Below are 19,509 nucleotides of genomic sequence, written 5' to 3' on the forward strand. Positions count from 1 at the left end.
CATTATTTCCAGGAGCAAGAGTCCGAAAAAGAGCGCAAAAAAGCGCCATTTCGGTTGCCGGTTACGGTGCGTATCAACCCGTACAAGGAAAATAATCATGTTGAACAAACGCTTTACTTTGCTAGCACTGGGGATTTTGAGCACAACACACGCCATGGCCAGCGATCAGTCCGAGTCCAAGGGGTTCGTCGAAGACAGCAGCCTGAAAGTCCTGTTGCGCAACGCCTACATCAACCGCGACTACAAGGATGGCAACAAAGACAAGGCCGAATGGGGCCAGGCCGCCATCGGTACGTTCTCGTCCGGCTTCACCCAAGGCACCGTGGGCGTAGGCGTGGATGCGTTCGGCTTGTATGCACTGCGTCTGGACGGCGGCAAGGGGCGCACCGGTGCACAAGGCATCGATTTCTTCAAGAAAGGCGACAGCGGCAACGCGGCCGATGATCTCTCCAAATTCGGCGCCGCGGTGAAATTCCGTGTCTCCAACACAGTGCTGGCCTACGGCGACCAGATGCCGGCCCTGCCGGTGTTGAACTACGACAATTCGCGCCTGCTGCCAGAAAGCTACACCGGCACGCTGATTACCTCCAAGGAGATCAAAGGGCTCGAATTGAACGCCGGCCGCTTCACCGCCGAGTCCCGTAAAAGCGCCGAAGGCCGTGACAGCGGTGGCTTGAAATCGATCAACGTACTGGGCGGCAGCTACCAGTTCACCGAGCAATTCAAGGCTTCGCTCTACGCCTCGGATGTCGAAGACGTATTGAAGAAGCAATACGTGAACGCCAATTACGTGTTCCCGTTGGCCAAGGACCAATCCCTGACCCTGGACTTCAACGGCTATCGCACCAAGCTGGACGACAGCTATGTTCGCGAAAACGGCGTCACTGGTGACGACAACAAAATCTGGAGCCTGGCGGCAACTTTCGCCACCGGCCCGCACAGCTTCACGCTCGCCCATCAGCGCAGCACCGGCGACAGCAACCTGGGCTACGCCTACGGCGGCTACCAACGTGACCAGAATCGTGTCGGCGACGGTGGCAACACCATCTACCTGGCCAACTCCTACTGGTCCGACTTCAACGCCGAAGACGAACGCAGTTGGCAACTGGGCTACGGCCTGGACTTCACCACCTTCGGTGTACCGGGCCTGACCTACAACGTGGCCTATGTGCGTGGCGACAACATCACCACCTCCACCAGCGAAGGCGGCACCGAACGCGAGATCTTCAACCAGTTCAAATACGTGGTCCAGAGCGGCCCGGCCAAGGACCTGAGCGTACGGTTGCGCAGTTCGGTCCTGCGCGTGTCGCAGAAATCCAGTGAGTACAACGTCAGCGGTAATGAGCTGCGGGTGTTTGTGGATTATCCGATTAATGTTTTTTGATGGTTGATTGGGTTGCAAACGTTTGATAAATCCCCGGTCTTCGGATCGGGGTTCTAGCTTGTTCTCCGGTTTCGAGAGTATAAATCTAATGCGTTTTCGGTCTTGCATTGGGATTGTGCCGTTGTTTTTTATGAGGCATTGGCGCGGCTCTCAAAGAATATTTCATAGTTAGAGATGATGTTTTTCCATTGATTAAATAGCAACTCCTCGGATCCGTTGCTTCCATCCTGCGGAGGCATATATCTTATAAGTGATGCGATTTTTTCTGGGTAATCAAAATCTGCATATAGCTCTTCTACTAGGCTCAATGGGTCGTCGTATTCGTTTTTATGTTCATATGTAAAGGAAAGCAGAAGAAACAGCCAAGCCTCAGAGGTTTCTTTTCCTGTGCGGCTGTCCTGCTCGTTAAGTGTTTCGAGCAGGCCGCGCACTAAATATTGTTCTTGAGTTTCAAGTGATGCGATCTCAAAAGCTTCGTTAGGCGCATCGATGGTTAAGGCGTCGCAGATGTAGTCTGTGACTCCTTTCTCATTTACATAGCCGTGCTGAAGACCAAATAAAAGTTCGCCCCAGCTCAGCCTCGGCGTTTTTTTAAAAATGTAGTGGCCGTCAAGCAATAATAAGGTCATTTTGGTAGCCGTGATGGGACTTGGTTAGGGGTTCCGGTTATTCATTCCATCTGGAATGAATCGCTGATGAGTGGAAAGGGGACGGATTTATTACTCTGATTGGTCATTTTGATACGCGTTTAGGTTTGCAACAAAGATATTATCGCTTTGGCAGGTTATCATGCAGGTGTCGGAGATTTTTATATGTAAGTCGCATTCTGGTGGTTTTTTTTTGGCTGTTATGCAGATGGGGCCATAGAAGTTAAAGTTCGTAATATTTATCGATCTGATTTGGTTCAGCAAAAGGTCGAACTCGAATTCGTTATAGCCTTTTGTTATCCATTTAGTGGGTGCGCTGTTGAATTCTATTTGGGCTATTAACTTTAATGTTATAGATTGGTCTTTTAAAATTGCATGCGATATTCTCAGATTTTTTGGGCTGTAATTTTCGCCGAATACGGAGGTCCAGTTTTTATTATTTGCGATGAAGGCAGTCCACATGGTTAAGCCTCACTAGTGAAGAAGGGAGAGATTTATTTTCGCCTTGAAAAGGGGCGGATCTATTAAAAATAAATCTGTCCCTTTTTTCTGTCCCTTTTTTCTTTGATAGCCTGAATGCGTAATTTTTTGTGTGGTAGAAAATTGGTTTCGATTGCAATGTTGATTTCGTTCGCTATGTAGCTCATTGTTATATCCATATGTCTGGGGTGATTGGTTTGTTGTGTGATATGTCCAGGGTTTTAACTCCTTGCTGTTGAATGAAGCTTTTTGTGCCCATTGTCTAGGCTGGTATTAGTCCAATGGGTAGTCGCATGTCCACGGAGGTGTAAATAGTTGCGGGTCCACTCCTTGCTCCTTAGGAAAACATTTATTTCCTCTTCGGTATCCATTGTTTGGCTATATGTAATTGTCACTTACTGTCGTCGATGCCGTCATTGATTTCAAGAGTTGATTTTGGAATTGTAAATTCAATTGCGACATACCTCGATCCTTTAGCATTCTCCAAAAAGTCGTAGTAACGGTTCCAAGGGAACCTGTCGTCGAAATTTAAATGATAAACCGCATAGATAGCGATCCATTTTCTTAAATTTTCATCTGATGATGGCAGCTCCTGTGCAATTTCGGTGTACGATTTTGCTTCCAAGCCCCACCAAACTTTTCTCGGAATTATTGTCTTAGCCATTTTTGATTCTCATATGGGTTTGGCCAATAGATTCTTTTGTTGCGACCTGTTGTAGGATGATGTGGAAAGGGGACGGATTTATTACTCTGATTGGTCATTTGATACGCGTTTAGGTTTGCAACAAAGATATTATCGCTTTGGCAGGTTATCATGCAGGTGTCGGAGATTTTTATATGTAAGTCGCATTCTGGTGGTCTTTCTTTGGCTGTTATGCAGATGGGGCCATAGAAGTTAAAGTTCGTAATATTTATCGATCTGATTTGGTTCAGCAGAAGGTCGAGCTCGAATTCGTTATAGCCTTTTGTTATCCATTTAGTGGGTGCGCTGTTGAATTCTATTTGGGCTATTAACTTTAATGTTATAGATTGGTCTTTTAAAATTGCATGCGATATTCTCAGATTTTTTGGGCTGTAATTTTCGCCGAATACGGGGGTCCAGTTTTTATTATTTGCAGTAAAGGCAGTTCACATGGTTAAGCCTCACTTGTGAAAAAGGGACAAATTTATTTTCGCCTTGAAAAGGGGCGGATCTATTAAAAATAAATCTGTCCCTTTTTTCTGTCCTTTTTTCTCAAGAATTTTTTCATAGAACTCTCGGCATGCCCTCATTTAATTACGTTTCTATAGGCTGAGGGTCCACATAGCAGCAAGTGTTTGGTTTCTAGTTCTATAAGCGAGGTTTCGTTAGATGCTCGAATTAGAAGGCTATCTTTTTGTTGTGTTATCTGAACAGTTAGTTTGTTGTTTGTTGGTATGTTGATGATTTTTAGGTTTTTTGGTGTTCCGCAATTTAGACCTATTCGGCATATGTTAAATCCTGATTGCTTCCATTTCTGCGGGGGGGCATCGGGGTATTCTGCAATGTCGAATTCAAAAATGAGTGTCGGAATATCGTTGTCTATAATTAATGACGCCAAGTCGATTTTGCCGATAGGTACCGGGGATGAAAAAATCTTATTAAAAAAAATACTTCCTTCAAGATCATTCCAGAAAATCATGGCTTACTCCGTGAAATAATAATGTTCTTTTGCGATTTTTCCTGTTCTTCTTTGTTCTAAGGGGCGCAAATTAAAATGTGCTTTCTGGTCGCCTTTATTGTCTGGTTGATTAAATTGATGCCCCGCAGAGTGGTCTTGGATTATGACTTTAGAACCGTCGTGTCGTGTAAATTGATATTCTCTAGCCGAAATTGGTTTTCCTTTGCTGTTCAGTACACTCTCGCCGGATCTCTCCGTCATTCTTGCATAACTGTATTGCTGTGTTTTCCCCGTGGTGGCGTCGTAAACAAGGTCCGGTTGCTGGGTCTTTGGTATGCCAGCGTCTGTTTTTGCATGCCTAAATGCGCCGTGGCGAGAAGGTTGGGGTAGTTGAGGCTCGCTTTTTTGCTGGCCTTCAGCTGGTTTATCTTTGTTCCCCGGACAATCCACCAACCCCAACGGATCCACCCACCCCGTCGGGTTCAGGGTGTACCGGTACCCATTCAACCCACCCGCCAGCTTGCTCGGGTCAGGCGTGAGATACCGGCCCGTGTCCGGATTGTAGTACCGGTGCCGGTTGTAGTGCAGGCCGCTTTCCAGGTCGTGGTATTGGCCTTGGAAACGCAGCGGTTGGTTCAGTCGCTTGCCGGCGCCGTGGGCGAGTTTGGTGAGTTTGCCGTAGCCGGTGTAGCGCGCCGCCCAGACGATTTCGCCCTGGTGGCTGGTCAGTTCCTGGGGTGTGCCGAGGTGGTCGTTGTGGTAGTAGAACGGCGTGGCGTTGTTTGGGCCTTGGCCTTCGAGCAGGGCGAGGGGGCGGAAAGTGCCGGGCTCGTAGACGTAGCTTTGATAATGGTGGTCGCTGCTCTCGGCGATGAGCTGGTCGCCTTGCCAGATGAATTCGCTGGTCTGGCCGTCCACGGTCTTTTCGATGCGTCGGCCGAAGGCGTCGTAGCGGTAGGACGTTTCGTTGCCTTCCGGGGTGGTGAGGCCGATGAGGCGGTGCTGGCTGTCGTAGCGGTATTCGATGACCAGGCACTGGGCTTTGCCGCGGCGTTCGCGGACCAGGTTGCCGTAAGCGTCGTAGTCGTAGTGGCGGTCGCCCTCCATCAGCAGGCGGTTGCCCTTGAGGGTGGTCGGGCCGGGGCGGTCGTGCAGCAGCAGGTTGCCGGCCGGGTCGTGGGAAAAGTGCTCCGGGGGCTGGCTGTGGGCGTAGTCGATGCGCAGCAGCCGGTCTTGCGGGTCGTAGTGGTAGGCGCGTCGGTTTCGGATGTCGGACAGCGTGGCGAGGTTGCCGTTGGCGCTGTAGGAATAGTCGCGCCGGAACAGTTGTTTCTGCTGGGTCTGCCACACGGTCTGGGCCTTGAGGCGGCCCTGTTCGTCGTAGTTGTAGTCGCTGAGCAGCAGGCCTTGCTGGCGCTGGCGCTCGCGGGTACCGGTGAAGCGGTGTTCGGTCAGGCACTGGCCGTTGAGGTCGATGGCCAGCAGCGCGCCGCCATAGAGGTGGCGGTAATTGAGGGTGCTGCGGTCGGGCAGGCGGCAGTAGGTCAGCCGGCCGGCCTCGTCGTAGCGATAGTGCAGGGTGGCCCAGCCCTCATGTTCGGCGACGAGGCGGTCCTGGTTGTCGTATTCGTAGGCCAGCGGCCAGTGGCCGTCGTCGACGCTGACCAGCCGGCCGAGGGCGTCGTAGCGGTACTCGACCGGTTTGCCGTCGGGCAATGTTTTGCGCAACAGGCGGCCAGCGCTGTCGCGCTGGTAAGCGGTGAGCCGCTGGCTGCCATCGGAACCGAACTCGGTCTTTTCCAGCAGGTGGCCGTTGAGGTCGTAGGCGTAGCCGGTGCGCTGGCCGTCGAAGCCGGTTTCCTGTCGGATCAATCCGTTGGGCGTGTAGGCGAGCTGATATTTTTCGCCGGATTCATTCTCGATTTCGGTGAGCAACAGCCGCGCCGAGTCGTAGCGATACTTCAGTTCGCTGCCATCGGGATTGAGCCGCCGGCTGATCAGGTGCAGGTCGTTGGCGTATTCGTAGCGGGTGATGCGCCCCAGTTCGTCGCGTTCGGCGGTGACCTTGCCGTAGGCGTTGTAGCTCCAGGCGCGGGTGGCGCCGGTGGGCAGGGTGGTTTGCAGCAGTCGGCCGACGGCGTCCCATTGGTACTGGGTGACAGCGCCATGTTCGTCTTGGCGGCTGATCTGCCGGCCCAGCGCATCGTAGGTATATCGAAGCACGCTATCGTCGGGCAGGCATTCTTCCACCAATTGGCCGAGAGTGTTCCAGGCCAATGAATGGGAGCTACGGTCGGGGTGGGTAATGTGTGTCAGGCGACCTTGGTCGCTGTAGTGGTAGTGCGTGATGTTTCCGTCTGGATCGGTCTGCCGGGTAATGTCGCCTTGCCGATTGCGGCGGTATTTCCAACTGGCTTTACCGCGATGGACATCGCTGACGAACCCGTTGATGTGTTCGTAAACCACCGGTTCTTCTTCCGGCGGGATGATGGCAGTCAGCAAACCATCTTCGTCGTAGCGGTATTCGGTCACGGCTCCCAGTGGGTCTTTCTCCGCGACCAGCCGGCCTTTTTTGTCATAGGCCTTGTGATGTTGCGCGCCGTCCGGATCGGTCTTGCTGATGAGCCGGGCCTTGTCGTCGTGGGTATAGACCTCCTCGCTACCGTCGACATTGGTTACGGTGACGCTGCCGTTATCGTCCCAGGCATATCGTGCCTGCATTTGCGAGAAACTGGCCCAATGCCGGATACAGCGGGCCAGCTTGCCTTCGTTCTCCCACTCCCAGAAAAAACTGGCGCCACCGGCCAGCTGTCGCTCGACGATGACATGCTGTTCGTCATAGCGATAACGCTCGGTTTCTCCAGCGGCATTTGTCACCTCGACCAGTCGATGCAGGGCGTCATAGTGGTAAGTGACCAGCGTTTGGGCAGTCGTCCAGCATTGCTCATACGTTTGCGCCACTTGAAATCGCTGATAGTCGACCGCGATGATGTGACTGTCGCGGTAACGCAAGAACAGCCCACGTCCCGCGCCGTTGTCCAGGCGTTGGATTTTTCCGACGACGTCGCGAGTAATGCGCAACCGATTGCCATAACTGTCGCTGATGGCAATCAAAGTCGCGTCATCATCTTGAAGGTGAAAGTGATAGAACGAAGGACGCTGACCCGCTTGAGCCACGATCAGCTCGTTGGGCGCGTCACCCAGGTAGATAGCCGCACGGGACAGGCTGTTGGTAATCGTCGGACGCTGCTTGCTCGGACGCGGGAAGGGGATCGACCGATTTTCATGATCGGTCCAGACGACTTCATTGCCGATGATTTCGAGCCGATGGGCCAGCGCATGGCTCCAGCCGTAGCCCAGGCCGCAGTCGATTTCCACTGCGCTGGTCCGGTACAGGCGTGTCCACTCGAATCGCAACAGTCCGTCGAGTTGGCCATCGTTCAGCGTCAACAACTCTTCGCCGGTCACCATCGATACCGGGCATTTATCGGTGCAGGTACGGGCGGCGGGTTCGGCACTCTTGCCGGTGGGCGTGGTCGCCTGCCTGGACGCATCGTCGCCTGTCTTGCCAGCGACCAGCCTGGCGTTTCTCCTGCCGTCAATGCGTAGCTCGACCGCACCTTTTTTCATCGGCGCAGCCAGGCCCCGCACCGCTACGGGAATGTACTTGGCGACATACCCCATGAAGCCATTGATGATGGCGAATATGGACTCTACGAAACCGGTCACCGCCTTGAGGATGATTTCTCCGTATTTTTTCAACCGTGCCGCTAGATAGATGATCCCGGTACCCTCGGCAACGACCGTAAGGACAATCGCCAGCACGATGTCGATTACGATTCCCATGACCGCGGCGGTGGTCATCCTTGCGGTATCGCCGGCCGTTTGCATCGGCGGCAGGCTTGCCAGCCAGATCAGTGCGCAACGCATCATCAGGAAGAGTGCGGCCTCGTCGCTGGCCAGCAGCATGGCTTTCTTCATGATATCGGGGGTTTTCCTGGCGACTTCGATGAGCCGATCGGCTCCTTCACCCAGCTCTTCTACGAACTTCGCGGGGTTTTGCAGCATCTCAAGTGCCAGGCGGATTCCATCCCACACGCCCCTTATGGCTTCCCAGCCGCCTTCGAGAACGCCGCTGCCCACTGCCAGGGCGGTGCCGGAGACAGACAGGCTCGACCATTGGTGCCGGTAACCCGCTGGGCTCTCCCATTTATTGCGCAGGAATTTTTCCAGCTCGCCTGTCAGCCCTTCATAGGCATTGAACAGCTCATTGATCTGAGTCGGTGTGACCTCGCTGTGCACGCGTATCTGGTAGTACTTGCCGGGAACACCTTCGGTCCAGCGGGCCTTTCCCTGTTCATCCAGCCTTACGGTGCTGACCGCGCCGGTGTCCACATCGACGATTTCAACGTCGATATCACCAATCGGGATGTCGTAGACCGACTCGAACTTGCTCTCGATCAGCAAAGGCCCTTTGCGTGGGCACCTGGCCACATTCGAATTGAAATCGCTGTCAGTCATTCCCACCGTTTTTTGATTGTCACCGACCTTGATGACGCGTTCCATGCCCGTCAGCGAAGGCAGGTCCCTGAGCCGGCTCACATCGTCGGCACGTTGTGCATACCAGGCTTGGGTCTGCTCCTGATAACGCTTCAAACCGTCCTTGAATGTCGCCAGTTCCTCATCGACGAACGCGATGTGATTATTCGCGGACATCAACCTTGCTCCAGCATCAGATCGTCCAGCAGCGTTTTCCGAAGATTGTCCCGAGATCTCGCGTGGCGTACGTAGTGGCTGACTTTCAGTTTCAGAATGCTTTCTGGCCAAGCGGTATAAACGTCAAGGCGCTCTTCTTCGAGCCAATGCATCAGGCTGTCTACCGATGCCGATGGGCTCTCCAGCGCGTCCAACAGCTTTTCTGACAGTTCCCACCACGGCCAGTCTTTCGCCGCAGGCACTTTCGTAGAGACTGTTTCCAGGGACTTGCCATTGATCAGGTATCGCTCGAAGACCGGTAAAAGAGTGCCGGCGTTGCCACCCAGTTCTTCCAGGATCAGATAAATGAACCGCCCATCCCAGAACCGGAAAAACACCGGGTTCCCGTCCGGCATCCGCACTTGCGTCAAGCTGCGCAGATGCGTCAGTACCTCGCCGGGTTCGCAGTGGGACACGGCCAGCCAGCCCCAATCGAGGGCATCGTTCCCAGCGATCCACGTCAGGAACGCCGAGTCGGGCTCAAGCTTGGTGACATAGGGCATCACCGCTTGCCAGGCAGCGTAGGGGGTGTCGCTCCAGATGGGCAGCAATGGATGAGCGAGAACTGAAGTGCGAAGGGCTTGCAACGCACCGGCTTCGCTCGCTGCGCTGATGATCAGGTACAGGTGTTCGTTTTCCTGCAACGGCTGTTGCGCCAGCCATGTCCTGGGATCGAGGGGCGTGAACGCCGATGGCGCCATGAGGCTCTCCTTGCCGAAAGGTGGTGTCGGAACCGGGATTTGTCCCGGGGCCCCACGTCTATCAAGGAATGAGCCAGGTAATTGGGAACGCCCGCGAGCCGGCGGGTCCAGGGTTTTTGAGGAATGCTTCAGGCGGGCTGGGCCGGTTTTTTCACAGAAAAATGCCTAACAGGTGGCGTGGTGCTGCGTCGGTTTTTGCGCATTCAGGGCAGCGGCAATGTTTTCACCAGCGCTTGCTTTAAAAAGGACCTCTTGAGCGTGATCTCCATGGCAAAAAGTCGCACTAACGAAGTTTTTTGCACCGTTTCAAGCGCGGCTTGAAATGCCTCAAATACTTTCTCATGGACGGAAATCCTGCACCTAATAGATTAGTCCGCTCATTGCAGTGGAGACCTGAGAAAAATGATCGTACTGAACAGGGAAGTGGGCGAAGCGCTAAGGCGTGACAAATACGTCAACGTCCGCGGTGGTGACTTCAATCTCTACGGTCATTTCGGCGACTTTGTCCGGCTGACCAAAAGCTGGGAAAACATGGAGCCCGACAGCTATTACGGTCAGGCCGAGTCCGGCATGCGTTTCCGTCGCTATAGCGATTTCGAATACAACCCCGCAACCCGTGAGCTCAAGCAACTCGAGCACCGGGCCTATGTCCAGTCCAAGGCCAACAACAGCTATGTCGGCGGGCTGGAGCGGCACTTCCAGGATTTCTCCAACGAAGTGATCAATTCGCCGGTCATGCGCAGCCTGATCGACACGGACTTCGAGGTGTACAAGAACGTCCTTCCGCAGGAATTGCACGATGAGATCTGGCAGTGCCAGATCCACCAGATCCGCATCGAGATCAAGCCGGGCAAGCAATTGGAAATCACCCCCGAGGGCATCCATTGCGATGGGTATCCGTTCAGCGGCGTGCACTTCTGGGGCCGCAACAATGTGGCGGGCGCTGAAAGCCGTCTCTACAGTCCCCAGGAAGAGCAACTGGCGGCGACCACCTACGAGGACATCCTCGACACGACGTTCTTCCTTGATCGCGACATGCGCCATTACGTGACCCCTGCCCGCAACACCCATAGCCATGAAATGGCTTTCAGGCAGATTCTGGCGATTTCCTTTTCGCGGCCCGGGACCGCTTTCGACATTGTTCGCTGAACAGCTCGAACCTATGGATGAGTCGGCGCAGCAGGTCCTGCTGCGCCGGGCCATGGTCAGGGACGCCGAACGACTGGAGCAGTTTTTTCGCGGTTTTGCCGAAGTGTCATTCTGCGAATGGCAGGATGCCCGGTTCCTGCGTGGTGTATTGCTGCAGGAAACCACCACTGCCTACCTGGCCTTCGATGCGACGGGTGACGTCGTCGGCGCGGTCATCGGCGGTATGCTTGGCACTCGCGGCACCATCAATCACCTGGCCGTCAGCCCAAGGCATCGCACTCAAGGCCTGGGCCAGCGGTTGGTGGAGGCGGCATCGGCCGACATGAAGCGGGTTGGCGTGCTGCGCATGTTTCTGTTCGTCGACGAAGCCAATCTGGCCGGCAAGCGTTTCTGGGCGGCCCAAGGGTTTTGCGAACCCCGGGGTGAAATCACTTTCGAGAGGGATTTATGAACAAGACTTCCAGCCAGCCGCTGGCGGTCGAACCACAAGCCTCGCGAACCTTTGCTGAAGCCAGTCCGGTGGTAGCGGGTTATTTCACGGTTTCGTTTGTGTTCGGTCTGATGGCGGTCAACGCCGGCTTGCCCTTGTGGCTGCCGGTGGCGATGTGCCTGTTCGTGTACGCGGGAGCTTCACAATTCGCCGCGCTGGCGTTGATTTCCAGCGGGGCCTCCTTGACCACCATCGTGCTGACGACATTCCTGATCAATGCCCGTCACATGCTGATGTCTGTGTATATGGCCAAGGCTTTGCGAGCACTGGGGCTTAGCCGCTTCGAGCGCTGGTGCTACGCGTCGGGGCTCACCGACGAGTCGTTCGCTTTCCACAGCGTCAAGCTCGGCAGCGGGGCGCCGGTAAGCGTGCGCTACCTGATCGGTTTCAACCTCTTCTGCCACACATCCTGGGTGCTGGGCGGTTTGCTGGGTGCGGTCTGTGCGCAATACGCCGCGCACCTGATCAAGTATCAGCTCGATTACGCCCTGACCGCGATGATGCTCTATGTGCTGGTTTCGCTGTGCAACACCCGTAACAAACTGATCGCGGCGCTAGCGGCCGTGGCCTGCATGGGCGCGCTGAGCCTGCTGGGCAGCTCGCCGTTCAACGTATTCATTGCCACGTTTTTTGGCTGCGGGGTGGGCGTATGCCTGACCAAACGTTCCTGATCCTGGTTGTGGTCCTGATGATGGCCGTGACCTTCCTGCCCCGGGCCTTGCCGCTGCAGGTCAACACCGAAAACTGGCCACCCTTCGTTGCCCGTGCACTGGAATACCTGCCGGTGGCGATCGTCGCTGCGATCACCCTGACGCCGTTACTGATCAAGGACCAGCAGATACAGCTCGACCGTCCAGAGTTCTACGCCGCGATTCCGACCCTGCTATGTGCGTATTTCAGCCGCAACCTGTTTCTCAGTGTGGCGGTGGGCACGGCGGCGTATATCGCGCTCGGTTCGTTCCTGTAGCGTCAGGTTCACCACATCATGCAGCGCCTGGTCCGAAAGCTCAGGGTTGTTTACCGCCAGGCGTACCTCCAGGAAGTCCTCGAAATCCGGGAAGATAGCCAAGCCGTTGCGCAGCGCCGCGTCCCGGGAGACAAGGCCCAAACCGTCGAGCTGGGTAATCAACGACAGCGTCAGGGTTTCACTGCAGGAATAGACCATTCGCTGACTCGGCCCGTATTCACCAAGACCGGCGTCGAGGAAGCGCAGGAAACTGCGCGAATAAGGACATTCCTCTGCCGGACGCACCTGGAACCGGTCACCCAGCAGGCCAAGGGAATCATCTTCCTCGCCACAATGGGCGCCGACCACGCGTACCTGGACATCCGGCATCGCGATGCTGGTAAATCCGCTCGGCTGTCCGACCAGGATCGCCAGGTCAAAATGCTCGTTCTTGAGCTTGCTCAGGTTCTCCATCGATTCGGCGTAGCTGAACTCCAACTGATACTGGGGGAAAACGGCGATCAGGCGTTCGATCATCCGTCGATTGAATTCCGCCGGCAGCGTCGTGTTGAGCGCTACCTTGAGGGTACGTCGCCTGGGCGCCTTGAGCGCCGCGACTTTTTCCTCCAGCTGCCGGGTGGCCGCGAGGACCTGGTCCATGAAGGGCGTCAGTTCCGAGCCCTGGCTGGTCAATGCGAGGCCTTTGTTCGAGCGGCGGAACAACCGAAACCCGAATTGTTCCTCGACCTTGTTCAATTGTGCCGCCAATGCCTGCACCGTCAGGCACGACTGCTCCGCCGCAGCCGACAACGAGCCGGTCTGCACGATGCGCATGAGGTTGCGTAAGGTTCTGCTATCCATGAGGTAATGCCCTCTGCTTAAGTGGGCTCGCTGTTATTTGGCACCTGGCCAGGGTCTGGCGGTGCGATACTGGCTATCATCAAGCACCTTGCCACGGTTGTCGCGGTTTTGTGGCGAAAAGCTCCGGCAGGCGATGATTGGAGCTTATGCGCGATTCTGATTTTTTGCTGGTGCTGTGTATAGGCCGAAACATCTGCGGGTAAATCCAGACTTCCTGGTCCTTAATCTATTCGCTTGCGAATTAAAACTTAATTTTTATCCGTTTATGTATTAGTCTTTACGCAACAGTCCGTAATACAGGAGCCCAAACCTCATGGCGACTTCCTCCATCACGCTCAACGCACAGCAACAATTGGAATCCCCGGACGCGGGTCGAATCGCGTTGAAGTTCTTCTTCAACCTCATGGAGTTGTGGGGCTGCAGCGTCGAGCAGCAGCGCACGCTGTTGGGCAAGGTAGGGAACACGACTTTCTACAAGTACAAACAATTACCCGACAACGTAAGGCTGCCGCGCGATACCCTCGAGCGAATCTCCTACCTCATGGGTATTCATAAAGCCCTGAGCATCATCTTCAGCAACAGCCGGGACCGCGTGTATCAATGGGTCAGCAGTCCCAATAACGCGGCGCCATTTAACGGCCAGTCGGCGCTTTCCTACATGCTGACCGGGCGAGTGGTGGACATCGCCGATGTGCGGCGATACCTCGACGGAGTGCGCGGCTGATGACGCCACCACTGGCGGACCCGCAATGGAAACGGGCCTATCGGATCGTCAACAGCAGCTTTCCGCCGATCACGCTGTTCGAAGACGTGCTTGATCCCGAAGACCTGCCCACCGCCTACGCCCTCGAAGCGCTGACCAATGACCGGCTCATGGAAGAGGCCGGCGTGCTGTCCCGGGTACGCCCCGAAGACCGGGTTTCCGGCCCGGGCTCGTCGCCGGTGATGGCGGCATTCACCCACATCGGCAAGCGCAGCCGCTTCAGCGACGGCACATTCGGCGTCTACTACGCTGCCAGCAGCCAGGAAGCCGCGATTGCCGAGACCTGCTACCACCAGGCACGCTTCCTTGGCGCGACCAACGAGCCGGACCTGGAGTTGACCATGCGCACCTACGTCAACAAGATCGTCAAACCCCTGCACGACATCCGCCACGATTATCCCCATCTGCATAACCCGGACCCTGACGCGTACGGCCCGTCCCAGGTATTTGCCCGGGAGCTGCGTGAAACCTTGTCGTGGGGGTTGCTGTACAACAGCGTCCGCTTGCCCGGCCACGAATGCGTGGCCGCGTTTCGCCCGCCGGCGGTGTCGATTCCGGTGCAGGGCAAGCATATTCGTTACGTGTGGAGTGCCCAGAAACGGGAGATTTCGTTTGTGTTTGAGGTCAGCCAAGTGTGAAGGAGCTGCCGTGCGGCCAGCGGGCAAGCTCCTTTACCCCACGTACAGGCGGGCGTGGTTGATCAAATCTTGAACTGCTGCACCGAAGCCTGCATCGAGCCCGCGGCGTCGTTCAGATGGTCAGCCGTTTTTGTCAGATCGTGAATCGAGCGGGTGTTTTCCCGAGACTGCTCGGCTATTGCTTCTACCCGCTGGGCCATTTCGTCACTGGCTTTTGATTGTTCGGCAATGGTCTGGGAGATTTCCTCCACCACTTCGGCGGCATGCCGTGCGCCCGTGCGGATTTCGCTGATCGACACGCCGGCCTGCTGGGCCAGGTTGACGCCTTCGTCCACGCGGCTGACGCAGGCCTGCATGTTCGCCACCGCATCCCGGGCGCTGGACTGGATGCGCTCGATCATCGCGGTGATCTCCTGGGTGGACTGAGTGGTGCGCGCCGCCAGATTGCGCACCTCATCGGCCACCACCGCAAAACCGCGGCCCGCCTCGCCGGCTCGAGCAGCTTCGATAGCGGCGTTGAGGGCCAGCAGATTGGTCTGTTCGGCGATGCTCTTGATTACCTGGATGATCGAATGGATATCCTCGGACGACGCATCCAGAGCGGTGATCTTGCTGGAAGACTGGTTGACCACCTCGGCAATCCGGTTCATCCCTTCCACCACCCCCAGAATCACCTGCCCACCGCTGCTCGCCAGTTGTTCGGACTGCGCCGAAATCGTCCGCGCGCTGTCGGCGTGCTGATGGATCTGGCTGATGTTCGCCATCATCTGCTCCATGCTCGCCGCCATGCTGGTAGCGCTCTGGGCTTGCTGGTCGGCGCTGGACACAATCTGTCGCGCTGTATCGCCCAGATTGCGGGACGTGCCATGCAACTCGTCGCTCTGGCTACGGATCGTCGCGATCATCTGCCGCAAGTTGGCCTGCATCTGTTCGATCACCGCCTGTAACTGGCCCAGCTCATCATCGCCATGAGGGCCCATCGAGCGCTGCAAATCGCCTTGAGAAATCGCCTGGGTATTGATGATGATCTTGTTCAGCGGCGTGAGCACCGCCTTGAGCAGGCTCCACGACAGCAATGCAAGCGCCACGCAGGTGGCCAGCAACGTGATGATCAACCAGCGTTCCGAGGTATGAATGCTGTGGTCCTGATGTTCGCGAGAAACTTGCGCCTGGCTCTCGATCAATTCACTGACCGCTTCGTTACGCTCTTCCAGCGCCGAAAACGCTTTATCGAACTCGGTACGCAACGCCCGGCCATCCTGAGCCCCGCTCAACGCCTTGCCAATCACTTGCTTCGCCGAGGCGATATAGGCCTCGGCCTGAGGCTTCAGCTCGGCAATGGTCTGGGAAATCGTACCCGGCAACCGAGCCTCGGCGTTCTCCGCGATAACCTTGCGCATCCGCTGCGAATGCTCGTCGAACGCCTCGGTGACTTCCTTCGCGCCCTCGGCATCTCCCGGTGCAACCAGTAAGGCAGCCAACACATCGCCACGAATGGCGTCGTGCATCATGTCCGCCTCCATGTGCTTGCGCATCGCCGAGATACTGGTCTCGTTCTGCGCCAGAGCATCGGTCATGGCGTGGTAACCCCACAGCCCGATACCGCCCAGCAACAGCGCAAAAAACAGGCTGACCAACCCCGAACCTACAACCTTGGTGCGGATTTTCATCGCTTGTTGCTCCTGGAGCGGGGGATTTGGGCAAGTGTAGATGAGCGCTCGCCGAGCCTTGGAAAGGCATGCTCTTGATTGAGGCTATCGGCGGCGAAAATAAATAGATGAATGCTCCCCTAATCTCGTGGCGAGGGAGCTTGCTCCCGCTGGGCTGCGAAGCGGCCCCTCTTTGCTACAGACGAAACCCAATGCTGCCCCCGCACAAGGAGCAGCATCGCATCACTGCCCCTTAAGCAGGATTACTCCCCGGCGCCTCCAGCACCTTCACTACGTCGTCGATGACGGCTTTGCTCATCTCCTGCAAATAACACGACGCCCAGGCATAACGATCCGTACCCCGAACCATCGCCGCATCATCGGCCAGGCGCATGGCGATGTGGAGAAGATCGGAGGCGTGGGAGAGGGCTTCGCCGATGGGGATGCCGCTGTTGACGCGGAACAGGGGGCGGTCGGAGTGGTAGGAGAAGGGGGTTAGGCCTGGGGTTTTGAGGTCTCGCGGGTTTGGCATGGTCTGGCTCCTTGACTATGAGAGCTGCCACCGACCTTCTCACGGGTTGGGGTGGCAGCCGTGCGCGGGGTGAGAATCCGGCAATCAAGGCAACCGGTAGACCCGAAGGTCTCCCACGCACAGCCGCCATAAAACGACAACGCAGACGAAAAAAAAAACGCCACGATGGATTATGGGCGCTTTTGCGCCTTGATTGCTTCGGGTTCTCACGCCCGGTCGCTGAATTGGCAGCGACGGTTGGAGAGTAGCGGGCGATTGGGTAGGGTGCAATCGTGGCGCGATGCTGGCGGGTGAGGTTCAGGTAATTTTATGGTGCAGTCGGAAAGATACTCATCGTAGGTAATCGTAAAAGCAGTGCTTGCTCATTCGTCGCTCTGCAATCAAGCGCAGAAAGCGTGCCGGCCCGAAACTTCATCATTGAGGTAGTCATGACCGAAATAACTCTAAACCTGCCGGAACATCCTTCGAGCTCTCCTGCTGACCTGCCTAGGATGGACGGAGTTGACGATCACATCCTTCGCGACTGTGCCGAAGATGACAAGGCTTTGGCTGCGCAGATTGAAATGGCGGTAGACGAGGCCGATCGAGGGAGATTCGCCTCCACTGATCTGGTTGCTGCGATGCGCGCCCGACGCTGGGGATGAATGGCTAGAGCGAGTGGTTTGGGAGGAAGTGCGTCGGGCTCAGGCGCAGTCTCTTCTACCGCTAGAAACAACAAAGCCCCCGCATTTCTGCGAGGGCTTCGTTTTGTATGGTGCGGCACCAGACGAACGGTATGTTTCGGGGGGGGCTAGGTTTTTCGGGCGTCTAGAGTTCGCTGGAAAACTCGGCGTACCCCAACCAGTAACTATAAATAGATCAGCTAGTTATGGCGTTTGGTGGAATCGAACTCGGGATTTTTGAGATGTCAGCACGTTGTCACTATGACTCACCCAGCAGAGGTAGCTAATAGCTAGAACTGGGACCTAGCTTCTGGTTACTCAGTAAACCCATGATATAAACCGACTGATACGACCGCTTCAACAAATCTTTTGGCAGTTGCTCGATCCATTATTACCAATTTTCCATCGACATTAATGTAGATGCTATCTTCTGGGTAGAAAGATGATCGACCGATTTCTACATCCATTGAGTTTCTATCACCTTGATCCTTGATCGTTTCTTCAAAGTACATGGTAGTTGCCATAACAATATCCTATGTGTGGGGGGCGCAGATCGCAGTGTTGACCGCCAACCCTTCGATGGTGGCGATCAGAGGTTGTTCAGGCTAGCGCCCGTGAAGGTTGGTATCAATACCCTGAGCCATAACCTTCGTAAACTAGACGCTTTTGCCCCTCTCTGCCTTCATATCGACGAAGCGTCCAAGTCAAATCCGATGCAAAATGGTTGGTCTGGTCGAATGCACATGGCCGGGCAATCCTGCGCAATTACCCGCCATGAATGCATACTATTACGCCCTCCGTTGCGCGCCTAAACCTAGTGGATTTTATGCATATCGAAAGTATCAAGAACTCGAACAATTTTTCCGGTGTGCGCATCACGCTCGACAGACAACCTTATTGCCAACTTTTTACTGGTAGGCTCAGCGTTACGCTCGATTCCTGGAAGGAGAATTCTAGCTAAGTTGAGAGTGCCAACGATATCCTTGTTGCTCCCGGCAGTATCCACAACAGACTCAACGCCGTCCTTACACCGAATACTTAGTATTGTGCCGAGTATGCTTGTCACTTCAAAATACGCAATATCGCCAGCTTCTGATTCAACGCCGAATTTGGCTTCTAGTTCCTGTAAGCTGTTTTGTTGCTGCTCCGGATTTTCGATGAGTTCGCGAAGCATTCCACTCTTGATCACGTACGTAGAATCTGCGTCCAGATCCATTAACAGACCACGCAGTGCTGCGACCGGTGCACCTTCCGGAAGGTCCCCATCGAAATGGTGCGCCAGAATTGATACAGCGAGGAACTGGCATCCGGTGTAGTCGTCACCCCAGTAGAAGTCGCCCTGATTTTCGTAAAGGTCGCGCCTTGCTTCCAATAGGCGGCTATAAGTAGTCATCATGTTTTTTGCCGTAACCACACGAACTTCGTCGACGATCATAAGTGTGTACTGAAAATCTGGTACATTCTGAAAGTGCATTGTCGGTCTTGCGAATACCTTAAGTTTATTCTGAATGAAGCCCTTGTTCGCGCTTCCCTCCGCTTGATTCATTCCGCTTTCAATCTTATCGAGGATGAATCGATTTTTTGGGTTCTTGTATTCTGTGTACTGACGTTCTTTGGTCAGCGCGAACCAGTAATACTCCCCGCAGGGTGAAGTCTCGAATTCATTAACGATATCTTGAGCAGAGAAGAAGTAATGCACATGTTCGCCTTCTTCGTCGTGGGTATGTAAGCTACAGAAAAACTCCTTGCGTGGTTGATCTTTGTCCAAAACGTAGAGTTTTTGCACTTTCACTTGGTTTGATTTTTCGAAGTACTTAGACTGGACGATTCCCAGGATTTCTATGTCGTGCGCGCGGCGACGGACCTCATCCAGTTCGTCAGATTGTCGTTGTACGAGGAAGTCTGCGCCGTCGACGTCAGCCGACCGCTTCAGAACCCAGAATCGCGATAGCAAGATAGACTGCGTTAAACTTTCGCCAATTCCTCCATTTTCTTCCCGTTTTGCAAGCTCTGACACGATGCGTTCTCTCTTAAGCTATATGAGCATTTAACGTATGAAACGTAGCGATGATGGCTACTTAGCTCAGACGTATCAAGACGTCCTCTTGCCCAAACAGCTATTCATGGACGATTCACAGGCACGATTTCTATCTAGGTTTTCAGTATCAGGTCGCCAAGTGAGGCACTGGACCAAGGCGAGCATGGGCCTCTA

The 19,509-nt window shown here is 55.0% G+C and carries 19 protein-coding genes; 9 read left to right on the forward strand and 10 right to left on the reverse strand.

The window, feature by feature from the left end; genetic code table 11:
• Window positions 1-97: 97 nt before the first annotated feature.
• Window positions 98-1,384, forward strand: a complete 1,287-nt coding sequence (locus J3P97_RS01390) for an OprD family porin (RefSeq protein ID WP_305497505.1) — start codon at window positions 98-100, stop codon at window positions 1,382-1,384.
• 128 nt (window positions 1,385-1,512) lie between these two features.
• Here J3P97_RS01390 and J3P97_RS01395 read toward each other — a convergent pair whose 3' ends face one another.
• The 5 genes from J3P97_RS01395 to J3P97_RS01415 all read right to left on the reverse strand — a co-directional run bounded on the left by J3P97_RS01395 (window position 1,513) and on the right by J3P97_RS01415 (window position 9,607).
• Window positions 1,513-2,013: a DUF2247 family protein gene (locus J3P97_RS01395; RefSeq protein WP_434673311.1), complete on the reverse strand. Its 501-nt coding sequence runs from the start codon at window positions 2,011-2,013 to the stop codon at window positions 1,513-1,515.
• A gap of 889 nt (window positions 2,014-2,902) precedes the next feature.
• Window positions 2,903-3,175: a hypothetical protein gene (locus J3P97_RS01400; RefSeq protein WP_434673312.1), complete on the reverse strand. Its 273-nt coding sequence runs from the start codon at window positions 3,173-3,175 to the stop codon at window positions 2,903-2,905.
• Window positions 3,176-3,779: 604 nt separating this feature from the next.
• Complete coding sequence (locus J3P97_RS01405) at window positions 3,780-4,172, reverse strand: Imm50 family immunity protein (RefSeq protein ID WP_434673313.1); 393 nt, start codon at window positions 4,170-4,172, stop codon at window positions 3,780-3,782.
• Window positions 4,173-4,175: 3 nt separating this feature from the next.
• Window positions 4,176-8,867, reverse strand: coding sequence for an RHS repeat-associated core domain-containing protein (locus tag J3P97_RS01410; protein WP_434673314.1), 4,692 nt, complete (start codon window positions 8,865-8,867; stop codon window positions 4,176-4,178).
• The gene (locus J3P97_RS01415) at window positions 8,867-9,607 is read right to left on the reverse strand and encodes a DUF4123 domain-containing protein (RefSeq protein WP_434673315.1); all 741 of its coding nucleotides are present in this window, start codon (window positions 9,605-9,607) and stop codon (window positions 8,867-8,869) included. The genes J3P97_RS01410 and J3P97_RS01415 overlap by 1 nt, the downstream gene beginning before the upstream one ends.
• 123 nt (window positions 9,608-9,730) lie before the next feature.
• Between J3P97_RS01415 and J3P97_RS01420 the strand changes: the two genes are divergently transcribed.
• The 5 genes from J3P97_RS01420 to J3P97_RS01440 all read left to right on the forward strand — a co-directional run bounded on the left by J3P97_RS01420 (window position 9,731) and on the right by J3P97_RS01440 (window position 12,213).
• Window positions 9,731-9,928: a hypothetical protein gene (locus J3P97_RS01420; protein ID WP_434570305.1), complete on the forward strand. Its 198-nt coding sequence runs from the start codon at window positions 9,731-9,733 to the stop codon at window positions 9,926-9,928.
• 81 nt (window positions 9,929-10,009) lie between these two features.
• Window positions 10,010-10,756: a 2OG-Fe dioxygenase family protein gene (locus tag J3P97_RS01425; protein ID WP_305497502.1), complete on the forward strand. Its 747-nt coding sequence runs from the start codon at window positions 10,010-10,012 to the stop codon at window positions 10,754-10,756.
• A gap of 13 nt (window positions 10,757-10,769) precedes the next feature.
• Entirely contained in the window at window positions 10,770-11,207 is a 438-nt protein-coding gene (locus J3P97_RS01430) for a GNAT family N-acetyltransferase (RefSeq protein WP_434574309.1), read from the forward strand.
• The gene (locus J3P97_RS01435; RefSeq protein ID WP_305497501.1) at window positions 11,204-11,917 is read left to right on the forward strand and encodes an AzlC family ABC transporter permease; all 714 of its coding nucleotides are present in this window, start codon (window positions 11,204-11,206) and stop codon (window positions 11,915-11,917) included. The genes J3P97_RS01430 and J3P97_RS01435 overlap by 4 nt, the downstream gene beginning before the upstream one ends.
• The gene (locus tag J3P97_RS01440; RefSeq protein ID WP_305497500.1) at window positions 11,896-12,213 is read left to right on the forward strand and encodes an AzlD domain-containing protein; all 318 of its coding nucleotides are present in this window, start codon (window positions 11,896-11,898) and stop codon (window positions 12,211-12,213) included. The genes J3P97_RS01435 and J3P97_RS01440 overlap by 22 nt, the downstream gene beginning before the upstream one ends.
• Here J3P97_RS01440 and J3P97_RS01445 read toward each other — a convergent pair.
• Complete coding sequence (locus tag J3P97_RS01445) at window positions 12,130-13,053, reverse strand: LysR family transcriptional regulator (RefSeq protein ID WP_434673316.1); 924 nt, start codon at window positions 13,051-13,053, stop codon at window positions 12,130-12,132. The genes J3P97_RS01440 and J3P97_RS01445 overlap by 84 nt on opposite strands.
• 313 nt (window positions 13,054-13,366) lie before the next feature.
• Here J3P97_RS01445 and J3P97_RS01450 point away from each other — a divergent pair, with 313 nt between their 5' ends.
• Both J3P97_RS01450 and J3P97_RS01455 read left to right on the forward strand, forming a co-directional pair.
• Window positions 13,367-13,777: an MbcA/ParS/Xre antitoxin family protein gene (locus tag J3P97_RS01450; RefSeq protein ID WP_434673317.1), complete on the forward strand. Its 411-nt coding sequence runs from the start codon at window positions 13,367-13,369 to the stop codon at window positions 13,775-13,777.
• Window positions 13,777-14,454: an RES family NAD+ phosphorylase gene (locus J3P97_RS01455; protein WP_434570296.1), complete on the forward strand. Its 678-nt coding sequence runs from the start codon at window positions 13,777-13,779 to the stop codon at window positions 14,452-14,454. The genes J3P97_RS01450 and J3P97_RS01455 overlap by 1 nt, the downstream gene beginning before the upstream one ends.
• 62 nt (window positions 14,455-14,516) lie before the next feature.
• Here the strand turns inward: J3P97_RS01455 and J3P97_RS01460 are convergent, their stop codons facing one another.
• Together J3P97_RS01460 and J3P97_RS01465 are read right to left on the reverse strand one after the other, a co-directional pair.
• Window positions 14,517-16,124, reverse strand: a complete 1,608-nt coding sequence (locus tag J3P97_RS01460) for a methyl-accepting chemotaxis protein (RefSeq protein WP_434673318.1) — start codon at window positions 16,122-16,124, stop codon at window positions 14,517-14,519.
• A gap of 232 nt (window positions 16,125-16,356) precedes the next feature.
• The gene (locus J3P97_RS01465) at window positions 16,357-16,635 is read right to left on the reverse strand and encodes a DUF3077 domain-containing protein (RefSeq protein ID WP_305497495.1); all 279 of its coding nucleotides are present in this window, start codon (window positions 16,633-16,635) and stop codon (window positions 16,357-16,359) included.
• 428 nt (window positions 16,636-17,063) lie between these two features.
• Here J3P97_RS01465 and J3P97_RS01470 point away from each other — a divergent pair, with 428 nt between their 5' ends.
• Window positions 17,064-17,279, forward strand: a complete 216-nt coding sequence (locus tag J3P97_RS01470; RefSeq protein ID WP_434673319.1) for a CopG family transcriptional regulator — start codon at window positions 17,064-17,066, stop codon at window positions 17,277-17,279.
• A gap of 332 nt (window positions 17,280-17,611) precedes the next feature.
• On the opposite strand, the gene J3P97_RS01475 is transcribed toward J3P97_RS01470, so the two are convergent.
• On the reverse strand, window positions 17,612-17,821 hold the full coding sequence (locus J3P97_RS01475) for a hypothetical protein (protein ID WP_434673320.1): 210 nt from the start codon (window positions 17,819-17,821) through the stop codon (window positions 17,612-17,614).
• Window positions 17,822-18,111: 290 nt separating this feature from the next.
• Window positions 18,112-19,314: a hypothetical protein gene (locus J3P97_RS01480; protein ID WP_434673321.1), complete on the reverse strand. Its 1,203-nt coding sequence runs from the start codon at window positions 19,312-19,314 to the stop codon at window positions 18,112-18,114.
• Window positions 19,315-19,509: the final 195 nt, after the last annotated feature.

This window comes from Pseudomonas sp. R1-15, assembly GCF_051132085.1.
GTDB lineage: Bacteria > Pseudomonadota > Gammaproteobacteria > Pseudomonadales > Pseudomonadaceae > Aquipseudomonas.

What these genes read in the sequence shown, in the direction of transcription:
- J3P97_RS01450 (WP_434673317.1), top strand. Translation starts at nt 13,367, where the DNA reads ATGGCGACTTCCTCCATCACGCTCAACGCACAGCAACAATTGGAATCC.
- J3P97_RS01445 (WP_434673316.1), bottom strand. Translation starts at nt 13,053, where the DNA reads ATGGATAGCAGAACCTTACGCAACCTCATGCGCATCGTGCAGACCGGC.
- J3P97_RS01420 (WP_434570305.1), top strand. Translation starts at nt 9,731, where the DNA reads ATGCTTCAGGCGGGCTGGGCCGGTTTTTTCACAGAAAAATGCCTAACA.
- J3P97_RS01455 (WP_434570296.1), top strand. Translation starts at nt 13,777, where the DNA reads ATGACGCCACCACTGGCGGACCCGCAATGGAAACGGGCCTATCGGATC.
- J3P97_RS01460 (WP_434673318.1), bottom strand. Translation starts at nt 16,124, where the DNA reads ATGAAAATCCGCACCAAGGTTGTAGGTTCGGGGTTGGTCAGCCTGTTT.
- J3P97_RS01410 (WP_434673314.1), bottom strand. Translation starts at nt 8,867, where the DNA reads ATGTCCGCGAATAATCACATCGCGTTCGTCGATGAGGAACTGGCGACA.
- J3P97_RS01415 (WP_434673315.1), bottom strand. Translation starts at nt 9,607, where the DNA reads ATGGCGCCATCGGCGTTCACGCCCCTCGATCCCAGGACATGGCTGGCG.
- J3P97_RS01405 (WP_434673313.1), bottom strand. Translation starts at nt 4,172, where the DNA reads ATGATTTTCTGGAATGATCTTGAAGGAAGTATTTTTTTTAATAAGATT.
- J3P97_RS01400 (WP_434673312.1), bottom strand. Translation starts at nt 3,175, where the DNA reads ATGGCTAAGACAATAATTCCGAGAAAAGTTTGGTGGGGCTTGGAAGCA.
- J3P97_RS01440 (WP_305497500.1), top strand. Translation starts at nt 11,896, where the DNA reads ATGCCTGACCAAACGTTCCTGATCCTGGTTGTGGTCCTGATGATGGCC.
- J3P97_RS01475 (WP_434673320.1), bottom strand. Translation starts at nt 17,821, where the DNA reads ATGGCAACTACCATGTACTTTGAAGAAACGATCAAGGATCAAGGTGAT.
- J3P97_RS01465 (WP_305497495.1), bottom strand. Translation starts at nt 16,635, where the DNA reads ATGCCAAACCCGCGAGACCTCAAAACCCCAGGCCTAACCCCCTTCTCC.
- J3P97_RS01430 (WP_434574309.1), top strand. Translation starts at nt 10,770, where the DNA reads ATGGATGAGTCGGCGCAGCAGGTCCTGCTGCGCCGGGCCATGGTCAGG.
- J3P97_RS01435 (WP_305497501.1), top strand. Translation starts at nt 11,204, where the DNA reads ATGAACAAGACTTCCAGCCAGCCGCTGGCGGTCGAACCACAAGCCTCG.
- J3P97_RS01470 (WP_434673319.1), top strand. Translation starts at nt 17,064, where the DNA reads ATGACCGAAATAACTCTAAACCTGCCGGAACATCCTTCGAGCTCTCCT.
- J3P97_RS01395 (WP_434673311.1), bottom strand. Translation starts at nt 2,013, where the DNA reads ATGACCTTATTATTGCTTGACGGCCACTACATTTTTAAAAAAACGCCG.
- J3P97_RS01425 (WP_305497502.1), top strand. Translation starts at nt 10,010, where the DNA reads ATGATCGTACTGAACAGGGAAGTGGGCGAAGCGCTAAGGCGTGACAAA.
- J3P97_RS01390 (WP_305497505.1), top strand. Translation starts at nt 98, where the DNA reads ATGTTGAACAAACGCTTTACTTTGCTAGCACTGGGGATTTTGAGCACA.